At 60.8% G+C, this 18,021-nt stretch carries 18 protein-coding genes; 11 read left to right on the top strand and 7 right to left on the bottom strand.

Going from position 1 to position 18,021, the window contains the following annotated elements; translation table 11 throughout:
• Positions 1-174: 174 nt before the first annotated feature.
• Positions 175-2,169 (bottom strand): glycosyltransferase, encoded by a 1,995-nt coding sequence (locus tag CO670_RS19220; RefSeq protein ID WP_097591703.1) that lies wholly within the window; start codon positions 2,167-2,169, stop codon positions 175-177.
• Positions 2,151-3,383 carry an HlyD family efflux transporter periplasmic adaptor subunit gene (locus CO670_RS19215; protein ID WP_097591702.1) on the bottom strand — a complete coding sequence of 411 codons (1,233 nt, stop codon included), beginning with the start codon at positions 3,381-3,383 and terminating at the stop codon, positions 2,151-2,153. The genes CO670_RS19220 and CO670_RS19215 overlap by 19 nt, the downstream gene beginning before the upstream one ends.
• Positions 3,384-3,851: 468 nt before the next feature.
• Here CO670_RS19215 and CO670_RS19210 point away from each other — a divergent pair, with 468 nt between their 5' ends.
• The 8 genes from CO670_RS19210 (at position 3,852) to CO670_RS19175 (ending at position 10,215) form a co-directional block, all read left to right on the top strand.
• Positions 3,852-4,682 carry a DUF6030 family protein gene (locus CO670_RS19210; protein WP_097591758.1) on the top strand — a complete coding sequence of 277 codons (831 nt, stop codon included), beginning with the start codon at positions 3,852-3,854 and terminating at the stop codon, positions 4,680-4,682.
• Positions 4,683-4,819: 137 nt separating this feature from the next.
• On the top strand, positions 4,820-5,353 hold the full coding sequence (locus tag CO670_RS19205; RefSeq protein ID WP_097591701.1) for a DUF2314 domain-containing protein: 534 nt from the start codon (positions 4,820-4,822) through the stop codon (positions 5,351-5,353).
• Between the two features lie 221 nt (positions 5,354-5,574).
• Entirely contained in the window at positions 5,575-5,784 is a 210-nt protein-coding gene (gene napE, locus CO670_RS19200) for a periplasmic nitrate reductase, NapE protein (protein WP_097591700.1), read from the top strand.
• Positions 5,785-5,793: 9 nt separating this feature from the next.
• Entirely contained in the window at positions 5,794-6,294 is a 501-nt protein-coding gene (napF, locus tag CO670_RS19195; RefSeq protein ID WP_097591699.1) for a ferredoxin-type protein NapF, read from the top strand.
• Complete coding sequence (locus CO670_RS19190; RefSeq protein WP_097591698.1) at positions 6,287-6,568, top strand: chaperone NapD; 282 nt, start codon at positions 6,287-6,289, stop codon at positions 6,566-6,568. Before napF ends, CO670_RS19190 begins: the two co-directional genes overlap by 8 nt.
• Positions 6,543-9,047, top strand: a complete 2,505-nt coding sequence (gene napA, locus CO670_RS19185) for a periplasmic nitrate reductase subunit alpha (protein ID WP_097591697.1) — start codon at positions 6,543-6,545, stop codon at positions 9,045-9,047. The genes CO670_RS19190 and napA overlap by 26 nt, the downstream gene beginning before the upstream one ends.
• A complete protein-coding gene (locus tag CO670_RS19180) occupies positions 9,017-9,511 on the top strand; it encodes a nitrate reductase cytochrome c-type subunit (RefSeq protein WP_176538980.1) in 495 nt (164 codons plus the stop codon). The genes napA and CO670_RS19180 overlap by 31 nt, the downstream gene beginning before the upstream one ends.
• Complete coding sequence (locus tag CO670_RS19175) at positions 9,511-10,215, top strand: cytochrome c3 family protein (RefSeq protein ID WP_280951363.1); 705 nt, start codon at positions 9,511-9,513, stop codon at positions 10,213-10,215. The genes CO670_RS19180 and CO670_RS19175 overlap by 1 nt, the downstream gene beginning before the upstream one ends.
• A gap of 58 nt (positions 10,216-10,273) precedes the next feature.
• On the opposite strand, the gene CO670_RS19170 is transcribed toward CO670_RS19175, so the two are convergent.
• Positions 10,274-11,536: a DUF4010 domain-containing protein gene (locus CO670_RS19170; protein ID WP_097591695.1), complete on the bottom strand. Its 1,263-nt coding sequence runs from the start codon at positions 11,534-11,536 to the stop codon at positions 10,274-10,276.
• Positions 11,537-11,789: 253 nt separating this feature from the next.
• Between CO670_RS19170 and CO670_RS19165 the strand changes: the two genes are divergently transcribed.
• Entirely contained in the window at positions 11,790-12,614 is an 825-nt protein-coding gene (locus tag CO670_RS19165) for a universal stress protein (RefSeq protein ID WP_097591756.1), read from the top strand.
• A 54-nt stretch (positions 12,615-12,668) separates the two neighbouring features.
• On the opposite strand, the gene CO670_RS19160 is transcribed toward CO670_RS19165, so the two are convergent.
• The 4 genes from CO670_RS19160 to CO670_RS19145 all read right to left on the bottom strand — a co-directional run bounded on the left by CO670_RS19160 (position 12,669) and on the right by CO670_RS19145 (position 15,774).
• Entirely contained in the window at positions 12,669-13,601 is a 933-nt protein-coding gene (locus tag CO670_RS19160) for a hypothetical protein (protein ID WP_245425894.1), read from the bottom strand.
• A 300-nt stretch (positions 13,602-13,901) separates the two neighbouring features.
• Entirely contained in the window at positions 13,902-14,390 is a 489-nt protein-coding gene (locus CO670_RS19155; RefSeq protein ID WP_097591693.1) for a cupin, read from the bottom strand.
• Between the two features lie 183 nt (positions 14,391-14,573).
• Positions 14,574-15,299, bottom strand: coding sequence for a response regulator (locus CO670_RS19150; protein WP_097591755.1), 726 nt, complete (start codon positions 15,297-15,299; stop codon positions 14,574-14,576).
• 151 nt (positions 15,300-15,450) lie between these two features.
• The gene (locus CO670_RS19145) at positions 15,451-15,774 is read right to left on the bottom strand and encodes a hypothetical protein (RefSeq protein WP_097591692.1); all 324 of its coding nucleotides are present in this window, start codon (positions 15,772-15,774) and stop codon (positions 15,451-15,453) included.
• 353 nt (positions 15,775-16,127) lie between these two features.
• Here CO670_RS19145 and hemN point away from each other — a divergent pair, with 353 nt between their 5' ends.
• Positions 16,128-17,480, top strand: coding sequence for an oxygen-independent coproporphyrinogen III oxidase (gene hemN, locus CO670_RS19140; protein ID WP_097591691.1), 1,353 nt, complete (start codon positions 16,128-16,130; stop codon positions 17,478-17,480).
• A 45-nt stretch (positions 17,481-17,525) separates the two neighbouring features.
• On the top strand, positions 17,526-18,014 hold the full coding sequence (locus CO670_RS19135) for a hypothetical protein (RefSeq protein WP_097591690.1): 489 nt from the start codon (positions 17,526-17,528) through the stop codon (positions 18,012-18,014).
• Positions 18,015-18,021 lie beyond the last annotated feature (7 nt).

Here is an 18,021-nt window from a genome sequence, read left to right as displayed (position 1 = left end):
TGATCCAAAGATGGCATCTAATTTAGATAATTCTGAATAATGATCGCACAACGTGTCGTGGTCAATGGCACTCGACCGAGGAGATAGTGGTTTTCCAGATTGCGATGACGTTGTCGTGTATATGTATGGATGTACTGAAGTTTCGGCTTCGTCCCCACGTTGTTACGCGCCGGGCTAAAAGGTGCGCGTTCGCCCGAATGACCGCAACAGCAGATTGAGAGAGACGGCAACCTTGTCGATGTCGCGAATATCCCGCGAATATTGACCGGTGTAGAGCTTTACAATCATGCTGTCGCGAGCAGAGCCGCTGAGTTCGAAATAGAGATGCAGATAATAGGCTTGCTTGTCGGCGCCGCGGCTTATGCTCCTTCTCCGTTGAGTGACCTGTCCGAGCTCGGCTTTGAACGGGGCGAAGCCGGGGAGTTTCAACATGACCGATTTGGACTGAAACCGGGCCATGCTGGGGACTGCAACGACCGCCTTGTCCAGCGCCAGACTGACGATTTGGCCGGAGACATCGTCTACGACAGCCGGTTCATCCAGCTTGAACGCATGAAACAGGCGCCGGGGTTTCTCAAAGCAGATGAGGGACGCAATCAGCAGGACGACGATATTGATACCCGACCACCAGGCCGCGACCGGCGAAAATTGGCCTTGTACATTCGACGTTTCCGGCACGACGTTGACCAGCAGACCAACGACGGTGACCGTGATCATGCTTGCGATCCAGGCGAAGCTGTAGCGGTCGAACTGGTTCGCCTCGTTGCCGCTGCCCTTCGGCGTCACCCTGAACGGCTTGCCAAACGGTTTCACCAGGCTGGAGACCACGGTCGGCAACATGCGGAATGTCGCAAAGGTCCCGACGGCGCTTGATATCACAGGCAGATAGCGCGTCGGCGTGATCCACAGCATCAGCAGAAAATACGCCGCCAGCAGCGGCACCTGATGAGAGACATAATCGGCGATATCGGTGAAATAGAGCGGGAGCAGGCCGAGCCAGAGATAGACGATGGGGACGAGCAATATCGTGAAGCGGACCAGATACTGCACCAGCCAGGATGCCGGCAGGAACATGATCCGTTGAAAGAGCGTCAATCCCGGGCCGCGAAGCGGGCCATTATAGAGGTAAAGGGTCTGAATACCCCCCTGACACCACCGTTCGCGCTGCACGAAATAACCGGTCAGGTTTTCGGCGGCCAGTCCCATCGACAGCCGCTCGTTCAGGTAGCGCGTCTTGTAGCCTTTGTTGAGCATCGAAAGGGTCGTCAGCAGGTCTTCCGTGATCGACTCCGTCGGAAACCCGCCGATTGCGTCGATGGCCTCGCGGCGGGCAATCGAGCATGACCCGCAGCAGAAACTGACGTCCCAGGCATCGCGACTGGGCGCGATCTCGTCGAAGAACAGGCGCTGCTCGTCCGGCCAGATATTCTCCAGGCCCAGGTTCGATTGCACCGGATCGACATTGAAGAAATGTTGCGGTGTCTGGACGATACCGATGCTTTCATCGATGAAGAAGGGCAGCGTCCGGCGAAGGAAATGCCGATAGGGAACAAAATCGGCGTCGAAGATCGCGATAAACTCGCCCGAGCTCACCTTCAGCCCGTTGTTCATATTGCCGGCTTTGGCATGGCTGTTGTCGCCGCGCGTGACGTGGATGGCGTTCTTTTCCTCGCAATAGGCCTTCAGCCAATCGCGGCGCTGATCGTCAAGCACATACACATTCAATTTGTCGGCTGGATAATCCAGCGACAGGGCGCCGATGATGGTTCGCTCGAGCACGTCGAGCGGCTCGTTATAGGTGGGAATGAAAACATCGACGGTCGGCAGTTCACGCTGCTCTCGCGCGAAGAAAACGCGAGCCAGCCTGTCGGCTTCGGCGCTCCGGTCGACGTAGCGGCTCATCAAGACCAGAAAAAGGATGACTTCGACGCAGGCCAGAACCTCGACGATAAAGAGGGTCCAGACCCAATAGAAACTCGGACCGTCGTTGGGATAGGGAAGCACCGTCTCTGTCAAACGCCAGAACATGTATCGCAGTGCGACCGCCGCGACGAACGCGCAGGTCACCGCCCGTGTCCAGGTGTGATGGCGCGACCAATTGAACGGCCCCAGGAAGAAGAAGGCCAGAACGGCAAGGGTCGGAACCAGCGCTACAAGATACTGAACCACAGACTTTTGACCCACTTGATTGCGCCGACGCCGTGCTTGGAAAACCGCACCTGCACTGAGCGCCCCACCTGGCAGAAATTTGCGAAGTCGTCGTTCATGAAGGACGGATCGAGGCGAACCCGGATGCGGGCGTTGCGCTGTGTCGACGGCGGCAAACTGGCAGCAAAGGAATCGGTCTCGACGGAAGCCGAACTGCCTCTGACGGAAATGACCGTACCCTTGAAGACATCGCTGCGGCCGAACAAGCGCACCTGCGCAACAAGCCCTGGATAGATCTCGTCATAATTGACCTCGGGAACGAGGATATCCACGAACAGCTCCCGGCAGTCGAGCAGGCGCACCAGCTCGTTGTTCAGCACGACGTTGGAACCGTCGACGATACTCCTGCTCCAGACAACGCCGTCGAACGGCGCTATTGCGGTTGCGGATTCCAAGCTGCTGACGCGGTTTCTCTCTTCTGCCAGCTGCTTTTGGACTTCGGTGGCCCGTGTCTCATTTTCCGCTATGCGCGAGTTCAGGTCGTTGATGCGAACGACGACTTCGTCCTCGCGCTGTCGCGAGTAAGGCACGTCGTTCTGTCCGTCGCCGAAGACAAAGATGCCCTGGCGGACCGCATTGAGCCTTTGCTGCAATTGATCGACGGTCAGATTGCTGATTTCGACCTCGCCGCCGGTCGCAGCTCCGGCGGCTCGCGCGGCCTCGACCAGCTTCTGCGTCAGGATGCCTTTCGACTCGAGCGCCATCCGGCGGTTCAGGTCGACCTGGGCGACCAGATCCTGAGCCTGCGACACCTCGACCTTCTTCCGCAGGATTTCGACTTCGCGTTCGAGATTGGCAATGGTGGTCTGCCTGTAGACTTCCAACCGGGTAGACAATTCGTCGCGAAGCGCCGAGAGCTCCTCCCGTTCCTTCTTCAGTGCCGCGACGCGGTCGAGCGCCGTGTTGCGATCTGCCTCGAGCGAAGCGAGGATTGCGCGATTGACGCGCGTATTTTTGATTTCCGCGAGGGGTTCTCCCCCTTTGACCGGGCTGCCGACCTTGAGGGGCTCTTCCGCAATCGTGCCGTCGATTGGAGCATTGACGATCGCGAACCGCGCATTGACCGTGCCATCAAGGCTCGTAAAGCCGGTAATCGCCGGCAATGAGACGACAGTCACCAGTGCCAGCAGCAGCAGGCCGACAACGATGCGTGTGATGCGATGATTCCAGATCATGTGGACATCCGAAGGTATCGCGTCAGCAGCCATCTGCCCCTATCGATCCGGCAGAATGGATGCAACTATATCTTGCATAACGTAGCGCACTGAAAGCCAGTCGACAAGTGATGGTCGCAAAATGAGGAATGCAGAACGAAAGACCGGAGTTGAGCGGCTCGGAGTGGAGCCAACGGGGCGAGATCGTCGCAAAGAAGGAAGGATTTGCTCAGCGCGGGTTTGCCCCTGGCGCCGTTGGGCATCTGCTTGACGCCTGATATAGTCGACATGACACTCGTAGTGTCGAAGGCGAGTCGGCCGTACCGCTTCACATCGTTGCTCGCCTCAGGGGAACGTGCCGCATAGGCTGATTGGCCGCGCGCCAGCCGATGCCGCCGGTCGCAAGGCTTGCGAGGTGACGCCGTGGTTAAAATGCTGTCAGCAGTCGGCCCGCCGCGCGGCAATTCACCTTGGAACTGGAAATTCCCGCTGCTGGGCGGCCGCCGCCGGCTCGTTTGGGCAGCGCTTTTGATCGCCGTTTTGCTTCTTGCGGGCATCGGTTTTTTTTACCGCGCGATCTACCATTCCGAGGCCCCGGTTAAGCAGTTTGAACATCTGGCTCTCGATAAGGCTGCCCGGTCGTCAGGCGTAGCCGCCAGCTCCTATCCGGCAACTCCTTCCGCTCTCCCGTCGATTTCCATATCGCGGCATCTGATCGAGTTCCCGAGGCTCGACCTGGCAAGTCAGTTTCTGCGGAGATGGCTGGTTTCGGGCGAGAACCTTTGCGGCGCCCTTCGTGAGGCCGGCATCGAGGTGAGCGAATGGAAAGCCGCATCGATGCGCAACCGCAATTATGAGTGTTATTTTCAGCGCATCCACGAACGGGACGAGGTGCGGCCGCTCAGTTCGACCTTCCTCAGGGTTCGTGGGAATGAGGTCGGCGATATTCTTGAAGTCCGCGCCAAGATCGTTGGGCCGAAGACGGATGCCGAGGGGCGTCTCGCCTCCGCTGCCCTGCGCATTTTCGAGATCATCGTGAAGCAGGCGTGCTGGCGTGATTTCGAGGATACGCTCGTGTCGATCCAAAGCCTGCGCGATGTCGAATACGAACGATTCGGCACCTATCTCAGCTTCACGCGCGACGCCGGCAGCGAAAACAGCTTCAATTTTGCTCTCGGTCTCAGGGCCGCTTCAGATCCGCAGGTAAAGACCAAGACGTATTTTTCGACAGATCGCTGGCTGCCCACGACAAATCCTCCCAGCGACCGCATCGACACGTCGACATCAGCCAATTGCGCCCATCGCGCCGCCGCTCCATAGCGGCCAACTTCATGCGCTCGGATGAGCGACCAAGTCGCGCGCGCGTGCACCGCATCCAATTTCAAGCCGAATATTGTAAATCAACCTCAGGTCGCTATGTTGCGTCGGCATAGTAACAACAATTTCAGGCCTATCGAATGTTGCGCGGCGTCATTTCAATTCTCTCAATTCTTGGACTGTTCACCCTGGTCATTCCCATCGACCTCGCTCTGGCCAACGACAACATTCAGTGGATCAAGTCCGACGATCCGGCCATGGCCAAAGCTCATGAGAAGTCCAAAAGCGAATTGGACGGCTTCCTCGAGAAACTGCGAAATCCACCGCCGGGAACCGAGAACTACAACATCAAGCTTGGTTTCACGGACAAGGCCGAGGGCGTGGCACTGGTCACTGAGCAGATGGCTTCGGATGCGGAGGTGGAATATATGTGGGTCTATCAGATCGAGGCATCGGGTGACCATTTCACCGCTCTTCTCGGCGATACGCCGGAATATCTCCACAACATCAAGCAGGAAGATCGCGTCGAGTTCGAGAAATCGGATATCTTCGACTGGATGTATATCGAGAATGGAAAAGTGAAGGGAAACTATACCGCTTGCCCGCTGCTGCTGGCCGGCCCGAAAGAGCAGTTGGAACAATATCGCGAAGTCTACGGCATCGTCTGCGATTGACCGCGCGGTCGCTTCCCGGTCGCCATCGACATAATCCCGACGATCTTGAGATATCGGCCAGGCTTTTTCGCGCCGCTGCTTTCGGGCGCACCGAGCCATGCTGATCGGATAGCTGCCGCGATCGGAGGAATGTTGCTGCTTGGGGGACGTGCGGCAGATGTTCAAGCTGGACACCTCTGAAGGGTTATGGCAACTTTTCCTAGCAACTCTGGGAGGACGTTGTGACCCAAATCTCGGATTCCGGTGAAGGGTTCAGGCGGAAGCGCAGGCGTGAGCTGTTGACTTTCGCCGTGCTCGCCTTCGGGATTTGGCCGGTGGTCGCTGTCGGGGTCGTCGGCGGCTACGGCTTCCTGGTCTGGATGTACCAGATCGCCTATGGACCGCCGGGACCTCACGATGTCAGGCCCGCGCCTCCAGGTTCGGCAGAGTGAGGATCGCCCATGGTTCTCTCAGCTCGCACCCGCCGCGGTTTTTTGACCGGCAGCTCATTGGAAGATCAGGACAGGATCCTCCCTCCCGGGGCGACTGAGACATCCATTCAAAACTGTTCGGGCTGCGGTGCTTGCGTCGATGCCTGTCCGACGAAGATCATTTCGATCCGTGCGGGCATTCCGCTCGTGAATTTCAGGCACGGAGAATGCACTTTTTGCGGCAAGTGCGCGGAACGATGTCCCGAGAACGTTTTCCCGGCCGGTCTTGCGGGGGGCTTTGCCCATTCTGCAGCAATCGGCGATGGGTGCCTCGCCCTTAACTATGTCGACTGTCAGGCCTGCCGCGACAGCTGTCCTGCCGGCGCCATCCGGTTTCGGCCGCGGCTCGGCGGACCGTTCGTGCCGGAACTCGATGCGCAGGCATGCACGGGATGCGGCGCCTGCATCGCGGTCTGTCCGGCCGATGCGATTGCGATGAAACCCCGCCATCGGGAGGCTGCCCATGTCTGATAGCCGGCATCACGTCTCCAGCGCCGTCGTCATCACCCGCCCGGAACTGACCGAAGATGTCGCGGCGCGGCTGGCTTTGATCGAAGGGGTCGAGGTTCATGCGACGGGACCGGGCAAGATCGTCGTCGTGATCGAAGGGCCAAATTCCGGCGTGCTCGGGGAGACGCTCATCGGCATTTCGGGGATGGACGGCGTGCTGGCCGCCCATATGGTTTTCGAACAGGCGTTGGACAGGGAGGAGACAATCGATGGCGACCGAACTCACGCGGCGTGATCTCCTGAAGGCGCAGGCGGCGGCGATCGCGGCGGCGACCGCCGGCATCGCCGCACCCGCTTCGGCACAGTCCGTACCCGGCGGGGTGGCTGCCCTTGAGATAAAATGGTCCAAGGCGCCTTGCCGTTTCTGCGGCACCGGCTGCGGCGTCATGGTGGGTGTGAAGGAAAACCAGGTCGTCGCGACCCATGGCGACATGGAAGCGGAGGTCAACCGCGGCCTCAACTGCGTCAAGGGCTACTTCCTCTCCAAGATCATGTACGGCAAGGACAGGCTGACGAGCCCGCTGCTGCGCAAGCGCGATGGCGTCTACGCCAAGGACGGCGAGTTCGAGCCCGTCACCTGGGAAGAAGCCTTCGACGTGATGGCGGCGCAGGCCAAGCGTGTGCTGAAGGAAAAGGGGCCGACGGCGCTCGGCATGTTCGGCTCCGGCCAGTGGACCATCTTCGAAGGATACGCCGCGACAAAGCTGATGCGGGCGGGCTTCCGCTCCAACAACCTCGATCCCAATGCGCGCCACTGCATGGCTTCGGCGGCGGTCGCCTTCATGCGCACCTTCGGCATGGACGAGCCGATGGGATGCTACGACGATTTCGAAAACGCGGACGCTTTCGTGCTCTGGGGTTCGAACATGGCCGAGATGCATCCGATCCTCTGGACGCGGGTGGCCGACAGGAGGCTCGGGCACGAGCATGTGAAGGTCGCGGTGCTTTCCACCTTCACGCATCGCAGCATGGACCTTGCCGACATACCGCTGATCTTCAAGCCCGGTTCGGACCTTGCGATCCTCAACTATATTGCCAACCACATCATCCAGACCGGCCGCGTCAACCAGGATTTCGTCGACAAGCATACGAAGTTCATGAAGGGCACGACCGATATCGGCTACGGCCTGCGTCCCGACAATCCGCTCGAATTGAAGGCCAAGGGTGTCGCCGACGCCGCCAAGATGGAGCCGATCGACTTCGAGGCCTTCAAGGCGATGGTCTCCGAATACACGCTCGAAAAGACGGTCGAGCTTTCGGGCGTCGACAGCGCCTTCCTGGAACAGCTCGCGGAACTCTATGCCGATCCCAAGACCAAGGTCATGTCGCTCTGGACCATGGGCTTCAACCAGCATGTACGCGGCGTGTGGGCCAACCAGATGGTCTATAACCTGCATCTGCTTACGGGCAAGATTTCCGAGCCGGGCAACAGCCCGTTTTCGCTGACGGGGCAGCCGTCGGCCTGCGGCACGGCCCGCGAGGTCGGCACCTTCGCCCATCGTCTGCCGGCCGACATGGTCGTCACCAACCCGGAGCATCGCAAGCATGCCGAGGAAATATGGAAGCTGCCGGACGGGCTGCTGCCGGACAAGCCCGGTTATCACGCCGTCGAGCAGGACCGCATGCTGCATGACGGCAAGCTGAACTTCTACTGGGTGCAGGTCAACAACAACGTCCAGGCCGCCCCCAACACCAGCAACGAAACCTATAAGGGATACCGCAATCCGGACAATTTCATCGTCGTCTCGGACGCCTATCCGACAGTCACCGCCATGAGCGCCGATCTGATATTGCCGGCGGCCATGTGGGTAGAGAAGGAGGGCGCTTACGGCAATGCCGAACGGCGCACGCATGTCTGGCATCAGCTGGTCAACGCGCCGGGCGAAGCCCGCTCGGACCTCTGGCAGATGGTGGAATTCTCCAAGCGCTTCACCACCGACGAGGTCTGGCCCGCCGATATTCTCGAAAAGAACCCGGACTACAGGGGAAAGACGCTCTACCAGGTGCTCTTCCAGAACGGGACGGTGGACGAATTCCCGCTGTCGGAGGTCTCGCCCGACTACGAGAATCGCGAGGCCAAAGCCTTCGGCTTCTACATCCAGAAGGGGCTGTTCGAGGAATATGCCCATTTCGGCCGCGGGCACGGGCATGATCTCGCGCCCTATGACACGTATCATCAGGTGCGCGGCCTGCGCTGGCCCGTCGTCGACGGCAAGGAGACGCGGTGGCGATACCGCGAAGGCTACGACCCCTATGTCAAGCCGGGCGAGGGGCTGAAGTTCTACGGGCAGAAGGACGGCCGGGCGGTCATCCTGGCGGTGCCCTATGAGCCGCCCGCCGAGTCGCCCGATGACGAGTTCAATTTCTGGCTGGTGACGGGCCGCGTCCTCGAACATTGGCATTCGGGCTCGATGACGATGCGCGTTCCCGAGCTTTACAGGGCGTTTCCCGGTGCGCGCTGTTTCATGAACGGCGACGACGCCCGGAAAATGGGCATCAATCAGGGGGCCGAGGTGCGCATCCAGTCGCGGCGCGGCGAAATCATCAGCCGCGTGGAAATTCGCGGGCGCAACCGGATGCCGCATGGCGTGATATTCGTCCCGTGGTTCGACGCCAGCCAGCTGATCAACAAGGTCACGCTCGACGCCACCGATCCCATCTCTAAGCAGACGGATTTCAAAAAATGCGCAGTCAAGCTTCTTCCCGTCGCCTGATCCAGAGGCGCGTCTGGGCGACCGCGGCCGTCGCCCTTCTGATGCTCACCGGCACCGTCACGCTGGCGCAGATGGTGCCCCCGCTGTCGGGCAACGAGAACCCGATGGAGAGCAAGGAGGCGAAGCCGGTTCCCAAATGGGTCACGGATGATGTCCGCAAGATGCGGAATTATCCGGACCAGCCTCCGATCATCCCGCATTCGATTGAGGGCTACCAGCTGACGGTGAATGCCAATCGCTGTCTTTCCTGCCATCGGCGCGAGCTGACCGAGGGCTCCGGGGCGCCGATGATCAGCGTTACCCACTACATGACCCGCGAAGGGCAGATGCTGGCCGACGTCTCGCCGCGGCGATATTTCTGCACCGCCTGCCATGTGCCCCAGGTGGATGCGAAGCCCCTGGTGCCGAACAGCTTCAAGGACATGAGCGAGCTGGGCTTCAAGCCTGCGGGAAGCGAGCAATGATCGGCAGGATAAAAGCGATAATCCTGTGGTGCTGGCGCTTGCTGAGCACGCCGGCAGCGACACTCAGCCTGGGTTTCCTGACGCTCGGCGGCTTCGTCGGCGGCGTCATGTTCTGGGGCGCGTTCAACACCGCGTTGGAGGTGACCAATACCGAGGCCTTCTGCACCGGCTGCCATGAAATGAAAACGAATGTCTACGAGGAGCTCAGCCGCACGGTTCATTTCTCCAACCGCTCGGGCGTTCGCGCCACCTGCCCGGATTGCCATGTGCCGCACCAGTGGACCGACAAGATCGCGCGCAAGATGCAGGCATCGAAGGAAGTCTGGGGCAAGATATTCGGCACGATCAACACACGCGAGAAGTTCCTCGACAAGCGGCTGGAACTCGCCCAGCACGAATGGGCGCGGCTGAAGGCCAATGACAGCCTGGAATGCCGCAACTGCCACTCGATGGGCGCCATGGATCTGACGAAACAGACCGTGCGCGCCGCCGATATCCACACGCGATACCTGCTGCCGGGCAAGGCGACCTGCATCGATTGCCATAAGGGCATCGCCCATGAACTGCCTGATATGAAGGGCGTCGATCCGGGCTGGAAAGTGCCGGCGGAGCTGATGGGCAAAACTGCCGATCTTGGATGGCATGACCGGGCCAAGCTCGCAGCCTATCTGAGCAAGGCCGAAACGGTCGCCCTGGATCAATGACGGCTGCCGCCTTCGAAACTCTTCGGCTCGTCCATTGAATTCGCGGGCGTTCAGCTGATCACGTCAGGAGCAGGCCGGCAGCGCCGGCAAGGGCCGCGATAGCGCTGACGAGACCCAGCCGAACTGCATAGCCGATGCTGCCTGCGCTTGCCGCAAGGCCGGCTTTCGCAAGAAGATTGGCGAAGGCGGCGACCGCTATCGCCAGCGCGGCCGCATCCGCAGGCAGGGACGCCGGTGAGAGCTTCGCAATGGAGAGCGTTATCGCATCGAGATCGCCTAATCCGGTGATAAAGGCGACCGCGATGAGCGACTGCGTTCCGAAGACGGCCAAGGTCGCTCGCGTCACGATGGTCACGGCGGCCAGCAGCAGCGCAAAGCGGAAGACGACCATCACTTCCAGCGGGTTGCGCGGTAAAAACTCGGATCCGTCCTCGGAATGCCGCGTCAATCCGGCGAGGCCGCCGCCTACGGCGAGAATTGCGGCAGCCGGGCCGAGCGCTGCCGCAAGTTCCGCCAGCACCGCAGGCGCAATGACGCCGCAGATCAGCAGCACGCGGCTCAAGGACACCGCTCCGGCCAGCATCGCGCCGGCCGAAAGCAATGGCGAGAGGGCAGGCATCTGGGTCGACTGACGGGCAAAGGAAAGCGTCAGCGCCGTGGAGGAGACGATGCCGCCGCAGGCCCCGGTCAGCAATATTCCCGCCCTAGCGTCGCTGAGCCTGATCATCACATAGCCGGCAAACGAAACGGCTCCCACCAGGATGGTCATCATCCAGAGTTCGAAAGGATTGATCGTCTGCCAGGGGTCGATCGCCTCGTTCGGAAGAATGGGAAGAATGATAACGGTCATCGTCAGCAGGATCAGCGCCGCCCGGAATTCGAGCCAGGTCAGCTTGCGGAGAAACCCATGCAGCGGCTCCCGCGCCGCCAGAAGCACCGTTACCGCGACGGCACTGGCAGCAGTCGTCGCCATGTCCGCGACGACAGCGCCGAAGCCGAGCGCGAAGACTGTGATCGCGGCGATGGCGCCGGTCGCGCTGTAATCTTCCTCGCGAACTGCCTGCATGCGGCTGAAGCCGAGGATCGTGATGCAGAAGAACGCGAAAATCGCGGTCGGCAGAACCGGCCCCGTGACCGGCTGCAGGAAACCGCAGAAACCACCGAGGAAACTCGATAGGCCATAGGTGCGAATGCCCGCCACTCTCTTGCCCGGCGCGGCCTCACGCTCGCGCCATCCGCGCTCGATCCCGACGAGAATGCCGATCGCGAGCGCGAGGCTGAGACGCTGGAACGCTTCCGTCATCATCAAGGACGTCATCATCCGATAAGCCAGGCATCGCCAGCCTGCTCACAACTGCGCGCGCACATTATGACACGACGACCGTGCATTTCGATCTCCTTGTTTGCTGGATTCAATCACGGCCAGGCCGTTCGTTCATTGAGACCGATCAACCTCTGCCCGCCATCCCTGTTTCAGGCGGCGGATCCGCTCATTGAGGCATGTCAATGCACGATCCCGGGGTGCGTGCGAGAGTAGGGAATATCAGGTCCCGGCTCCTACCATGGGCAATAAGATGAAACGGCATATCCTTCTTCCGCTCCTCACCTATCCGGATGCGACTTCGGAAACCATGATCGCCAATGCCGTCGCGCTTGCGCACCATATGCGGGCGACGCTGACGGTCTGTGCGGTGGAGATTTCCGTTCCCGATGTCTCCAACGCGCTGTCGTCTCTGATCATCGACGCGGCGAGGATGGCGCGCGAGGCCGAGGCGCTGAGCCGCAAGCGCGCCTCGGTCCTGACCGAGATCGCCGTCGATCAGGCAAAGGCGGCTTCGGTCGATGTGCGCAGCCGCCGGATCAAGATCGAGGAGCCCTTCGTCGTCGAAGCGCTGGCGGAAGCCTCGCGCGCCTATGATTTCGTGCTTCTGGAATCGGCCGACTTTTCCCGTCCGATCGTCGAGGCGGTGCTGTTCGGCTCCGGGCGGCCGCTCATCCTTTATCCTCCGGCGCCTTTCGGCGGCCGGATGGACCATGTCGCCATCGCCTGGGATGGCAGCCGCGCGGCGGCGCGGGCAGCCCATGATGCCTCAGCCTTCCTCGAACAGGCATCGAAGGTCCATCTGCTTTCGGTGATCGACGAGAAGCTGATCAAATTCGAGACAGGGGACTATCTGATCGAGAATCTGCTCAAGAGCGGCGTGATGGCGGAAGCGATGCAGGTGCGTGCGCATGGTGAGCCGGTTGGAGAGGTGCTGCAAAACAAGGCCTTCGAAGTGCGCGCCGATCTTCTCGTCATGGGCGGCTTCGGCCATTCGCGCCTGCGCGAATTCGTGCTCGGCGGCGCCACCCAGGCAGTGCTGACCAGCATCACTCTGCCGGTCCTGCTGTCGCATTGAGGACCGCAGCCGAAAGGGCTCCGCAATCCGCAAATTGCGATCCGGGCCAACAGTTCAATCCTGTTGTTGCTCGGGAGCCGTCGCGGACAAATGCGCGTAGGCCCATTCGAAGGCTTCGTCGATGGCGGCAAACTTCACGGCCTGCCAATGGCGATAATCGCGGATCAGCCCTTCCGCGAGCCAGAAATCACCACCCATGCCGGAGAGATCCCAGCCGCAGATTTCAAGCAGCTGGGCACGCTCGAAAAGGCGCCGCGCATGGGTTCGGGAAATCGCATAGCGCTTGAAGAATTCGGTGATGCGCAAAGGGCCGATGGACATCTGCGCCTCCAGTTCCTTTTCCGGGGGCAGGCGGGACATCAGATCGTGCAGGATGTTGCTGCCGGAAGCCGTTCGAACGAAACTATCCACCGTTGCCGGAGGGTTAGCCCAGTCGGGATCGCGGAAGAGGCGCTCGGACATCCTGGGCTGCGCATACCACAGCAATCGCCGATCGGCGGACGATCGTAGGAGGCGCGTGCCTTGATCGAGCATGTCGAGCGATTTCAAATGCCCGTCGAACCATTCGCGTATCAGGGATTCGGCAGTTTCGGAAATTTTGAGCGGACGAGAGCGCCCGTCGGCCCGTTCATGGGTATCGATCAGGAGGCCGTAATTGCGCATCTCCGCGAGATGCGCGAACGCAGTGTTCCTGGAGACAATGTCGCTGTCGGCGATGAAGGCGTTCAGATTGGCGGCCGTAAGCCTCGGATGCGACGGCGAGGTGACATGCCGAAAATGAAAGGCCAGAATCGACTGCGTCAGCAGCCATCGTTTCATATCCGCGGTGTAGCGGACGATGCGAGGCGCGGCATCGTGCATGGCAATGAGCTTCAGCGCGGCGTCCTTCAAGGCCGGCGCGTAAAGGCGATTTTCTACAATAGCTTCGACTGTCAGAACCTTGGGTGCATTCGTGGCGGGGTGCATTGCGGCGGATCTGAACGTCAACTTATATCTCCGGCAAGGTTGAATCGGGCAAATCACGGCCCGAGCGATTTGTTGTTGCATCGAATATGCCGCTGATGCGCTCGCAGGTTTCCGTGTTCATGCACTTCGCCCGGACGCCGAGCTTTTCGGTATCCTCAACTCTCAGCAGCCGGCATCCGCCTAATCTCCTGCTGCATCAGCTCCCTTAATATAGAATTACGAAATATAGCTTGCGATACTGTTGAGGCTGATTTTTCAGCGAGCGCGACCTGAAACGCCGCAACAGCCCGGAAGACTATGCCCGGCACCGAACGCGCAGAGCTACTGCCATTTATCGATGAGAAACTCCGACGCCCCTTGAACGGGATCGGTATCGGGCAAAGGTACGGACGAGATTTTCGACAGCATTTGGCTTGAAGCGGCCGCAGTCTGGATGTCGGCGTGCTGGCCCTTGGGATAGGCGCCGATCACTTGAAAATCGGCCGTGCAGCCGAGGTTTTGGTGCCCTGTCCCCGCGGGCAGCAACAGGCAATCCCCTGCCGCGACCTCCAGTGCCTGGCCGGCGGGGCCGCCGATCAGCAGGGTGGCGCTGCCGCGTGCAATTCCCAGCACTTCATGAGCGCCGGAATGATAATGCTGATAATCGAACACGCCGTTGGTCCAGATATCAGTCCACCCGTTCGCCGCGAAGCGAGTTTTGAAATCAGACCGTTCGCCCTCGGTGAAAACACCCCTGTAAAGCAGCACAGGAAGGCGCGGATTGTTCGGGACCCAATCGCTCGGCTCGAAAGTTATCGTCTCCAGGTGCATGTTGAATTCCTAAAATTGGCTTCGCCAGGGCGTCGATATTGTTCGCCCAGGTCTTTCGATGCTGGAACTCATCTCCGCTGGCAGGCTTCAAGAAGCTAAACTTTGGCGATCGCCAGCGGTTCCTCAATGCCCGATCCTGATGGGAACGTGCCCATGGCAGGCGGTCGACGCTAAGATCGGGCGTTAGTCCAGCCTAGCCGTGAAGACGTAGCCGACGCCGCGCACGGCCTTGATGAATTGCGGCTTCTTCGGGTCGGTTTCGATCTTGCGGCGCAGCCGGACGATCTGGGCGTCGATCGTCCGGTCGAAGGCCTCGAGGTTTCGGCCCCTGGTCAAGTCCATCAGCACGTCGCGGGTCAGAACCCGGCCGGCATGCCGCACGAAGGTCGTCAGCATATCGAATTCGCCGGTCGTCAGCTCGACCTCCGCGCCGGCCGGATCGAGAAGCTGGCGGCGGCTGAGGTTGAGCTTCCAATCCTCGAAGCCGATGATCTCTTCGCCGGCTGCTTCGGCAGTGCGCGGCGGAGATTGCCGGCGGCGCAGGATCGACTTCAGGCGGGCGTGGACCTCCCGGAGATGGAAGGGCTTGGCGATATAATCGTCGGCGCCGACTTCGAGGCCGACGATCCGGTCGACGACATCGTCGCGGCCCGTCAGCATCATGATCGGTACATCGGATTGGGCGCGGATCTCGCGGGCAAGATCAAGGCCATCGGTGCCGCCGGGAAGGACGAGGTCGAGCAGGATGGCATCGAAATTCTGCTGGCGCAGCCGTACCCGCATCTCGACGCCGTCGGCGGCGGAAGAGACCGAGTAGCCCTCCTCTTCGAAATAGCGGGTCAACATCTGGCGAATGCGCGGATCGTCGTCGACGACGAGAAGATGCGCGTCATGCTGAGCTGTTGCCATCATCCATCCGTCAAGCCGTTGCTCGTTACAGACCGTTTCCAATGACATCGTGTTTAACACGCCCGTCAATCCGGTGTCACCAGCAACCGGACGGTTGTCCTCAGCGAGAAAGATTGGAGAGATGCCGAAGGAGAAAAGTTCTCCGGCTGCATCAGGCGGGTAGGGGTTGGGATGCCGCTTGCAGCTCCGCTGGCCCTTCGGGTGACTGCCATGCGTGGCGCCATTTGCGGACGTCATTGGCAGTGATCAGAAGCGTGCCGTCCATCTCATTGGAACGGAGGCGATCCGCGGCGATTTCGCAGAAGGTGTCGATGTGCTGGAGGAGGCGGATCTCGGTTGCTCTCGGCGGCGAGGCTATCGACAGCAATGCGCGCCGTGAGACGACGACGGTCTTCAATTCGGCGCCGACGCGCATGTCGATACGGCCGGATTTGTCTTTCGCGTCCAAGCTTACTGTGACGACTTCGTACAGCATTCCATCGCTCCTGTCATAGGTTGCCGCCGCGTTCGTCTCCAACGTTACGATACCGGCGCCGGGAAGCTTTTGACCTCGATCAAGCGGCGTTAGCGGCCGCAGCCAAGGTAGTTCAGGCAAAGACAGCGACCGGACCAACTGCCGAGGCGATCGCTGGCGATCAGCAAACGGTCGCCGGGAGCCGGCGCGCGGAGCGGGGGGATGCCGCTCGGCGGGCGGCAGCGGCGGACATCGATACAGCGGACAAATATCCGGATGATTTCCCTGGCTAAGACATCATCATTGATCTGGGACAAGGAAGGCCTCGTGGCCGGCGGTCATAAAGCATCCTGCTTTTGAATGGGGATGTGACAATGTCCGATGATCTGGTCGCCAAATACGGCGATTCGCGGCTTCCGCGTTACACGAGTTACCCGACGGCGCCGGCTTTTTCTGCTGCTGTCGGGCCGGATGACTATGCAAGCGGCTTGGCCGATATCGGAAGGGCCGGGCCGGTTTCCGTCTATCTCCACGTGCCCTTCTGCCGTTCGATGTGCTGGTACTGCGGCTGTCACACGACCATCACCCGGCAGGACGCCCCAGTCGTCGACTATCTTGACGTGATGAAGGAGGAGATCGAGCTCGTCTCCTTCGCCGCCGGCAACGATGTGCCGGTCAGGAACGTGCATTTCGGCGGCGGCACGCCGACGATCATGAAGCCGCAGGAATTTTCCGACCTGATGGCAAAGCTCAGGAGCGCCTTCGCTTTCGAGGCCGATGCTAGCGTCGCAGTCGAGATCGACCCGCGCACATTAGCGGCGCCGATGATCGAGGCGCTCGGCGAAAACGGCGTCGATCGCGCAAGCCTCGGCGTCCAGAGCTTCGATCCGGTCGTGCAGGCGGCCATCAACCGGCTGCAATCCTTCGAGCAGACGGAAAGGGCGGTCGTCGGCCTGCGTTCGGCAGGTGTGACCAGCATCAATTTTGACCTGATTTACGGCCTTCCGAAACAGACCGTGCAATCCTGCGTCGAAACGGTCCGCCTGGCCGCGGAGCTGCGTCCCGAACGGTTCGCCGTTTTCGGATACGCCCACGTGCCCGCCTTCAAGAAGCATCAGCGCCTGATCGACGAAGCCTCGCTGCCGGATGCTAAACAGCGCAACGAACAGGCGGAAGCCATTGCCGAGGAGCTTCTGAAAGCCGGCTATCAGCGCGTCGGGCTCGATCATTTTGCGCTGCCGGAGGATCAGCTGGCGCTCGCCGCGCAGAGCGGCACGCTCAGAAGAAACTTTCAGGGCTATACCACGGATGACTGCGACAGCCTCATCGGCCTCGGCGCATCCGCGATCGGGCGGCTGCCGACCGGCTATATGCAGAACCACGTGCCTCTGGGCCTCTACGCCGAGCGGGTCGCCTCCGGCGTGCTGCCGACGGCCAAGGGGTATCTTTTCAGCGTAGAGGACAAGCTTCGGGCGAAGATCATCGAAAGGCTGATGTGCGATTTCGAAGTCGATCTCGGAAAGGTAAGCCGCGGCTCGGGTTTCGACGCGGGCTTCCTCGTCGAGCGCAACGACCGGCTGGGCGAACTCGTGGCCGACGGCGTCGTGACGGTCAGCGGCGAGCGGATCGTCGTATCCCAGGAGGCGCGCTTCATGGTCCGCGCCGTCGCGGCGGCATTCGACGCCTATTTCGGCTCGCATGGGCGCACGCACAGCAAGGCGGCCTGAAGCAATTCCGCCTCGCCGCCAGCCCGTTCATGCAGAGGTAATGTGATGAAGAAGCCGATCCCGATCGATTTCATCGAACTCGAACGCTGCTACGACCAGCTGATGTCGTGGTGCGACGTGCTCCAGGCAATCGCCGATTTTCTGCCATGTCACATAGACGAGGGCCTTTGCGGCCGTATTTCAAGCGGGCTGGTTCCGCTGCTGCTGACGGCGCATGAGCTGGAAGAACGGCTGATCCCGTCCGGGCTCGGCCTGATCATGGAGGCTGGGGAAAAAGCCGAGGCGGAAGAACGCCGGCGGGCAGGGCGGCTGTTCGATCATGGCGCCGCACGGGACGTGGTCGTCACGGTGGAAAGCCTGGGGGAGGGGCGCTGCCGGCTCTCCTCGGAAGCGGTCGGATACCAGCTGCGCTCGTTCTTCTGCTCGGTGCGCGGCCATGTCAGGTCGGAACGCGAAATCATCAGCCTGGTGCGGCGGACGATGGAGGCCGCAGCGCTTTTGGAGGCGGCGATCGAGCGGACGGAAGCGGCTTGAGAGCGCC

It is taken from the genome of Rhizobium sp. J15 (assembly GCF_002531825.1).
In the GTDB taxonomy this organism is placed as follows: Bacteria; Pseudomonadota; Alphaproteobacteria; order Rhizobiales; family Rhizobiaceae; genus Rhizobium.
The sequence above is the reverse complement of the archived record's forward strand: the minus strand, read 5'-3'. Positions and strand labels throughout refer to the sequence as shown.

Coding starts and splice junctions, on each gene's coding strand:
- CO670_RS19215 (WP_097591702.1), bottom strand. CDS start 3,383: ATGATCTGGAATCATCGCATCACACGCATCGTTGTCGGCCTGCTGCTG.
- CO670_RS19205 (WP_097591701.1), top strand. CDS start 4,820: ATGTTGCGCGGCGTCATTTCAATTCTCTCAATTCTTGGACTGTTCACC.
- napF (WP_097591699.1), top strand. CDS start 5,794: ATGGTTCTCTCAGCTCGCACCCGCCGCGGTTTTTTGACCGGCAGCTCA.
- CO670_RS19190 (WP_097591698.1), top strand. CDS start 6,287: ATGTCTGATAGCCGGCATCACGTCTCCAGCGCCGTCGTCATCACCCGC.
- napA (WP_097591697.1), top strand. CDS start 6,543: ATGGCGACCGAACTCACGCGGCGTGATCTCCTGAAGGCGCAGGCGGCG.
- CO670_RS19180 (WP_176538980.1), top strand. CDS start 9,017: ATGCGCAGTCAAGCTTCTTCCCGTCGCCTGATCCAGAGGCGCGTCTGG.
- CO670_RS19170 (WP_097591695.1), bottom strand. CDS start 11,536: ATGATGACGTCCTTGATGATGACGGAAGCGTTCCAGCGTCTCAGCCTC.
- CO670_RS19165 (WP_097591756.1), top strand. CDS start 11,790: ATGAAACGGCATATCCTTCTTCCGCTCCTCACCTATCCGGATGCGACT.
- CO670_RS19155 (WP_097591693.1), bottom strand. CDS start 14,390: ATGCACCTGGAGACGATAACTTTCGAGCCGAGCGATTGGGTCCCGAAC.
- CO670_RS19150 (WP_097591755.1), bottom strand. CDS start 15,299: ATGGCAACAGCTCAGCATGACGCGCATCTTCTCGTCGTCGACGACGAT.
- CO670_RS19145 (WP_097591692.1), bottom strand. CDS start 15,774: ATGCTGTACGAAGTCGTCACAGTAAGCTTGGACGCGAAAGACAAATCC.
- hemN (WP_097591691.1), top strand. CDS start 16,128: ATGTCCGATGATCTGGTCGCCAAATACGGCGATTCGCGGCTTCCGCGT.
- CO670_RS19135 (WP_097591690.1), top strand. CDS start 17,526: ATGAAGAAGCCGATCCCGATCGATTTCATCGAACTCGAACGCTGCTAC.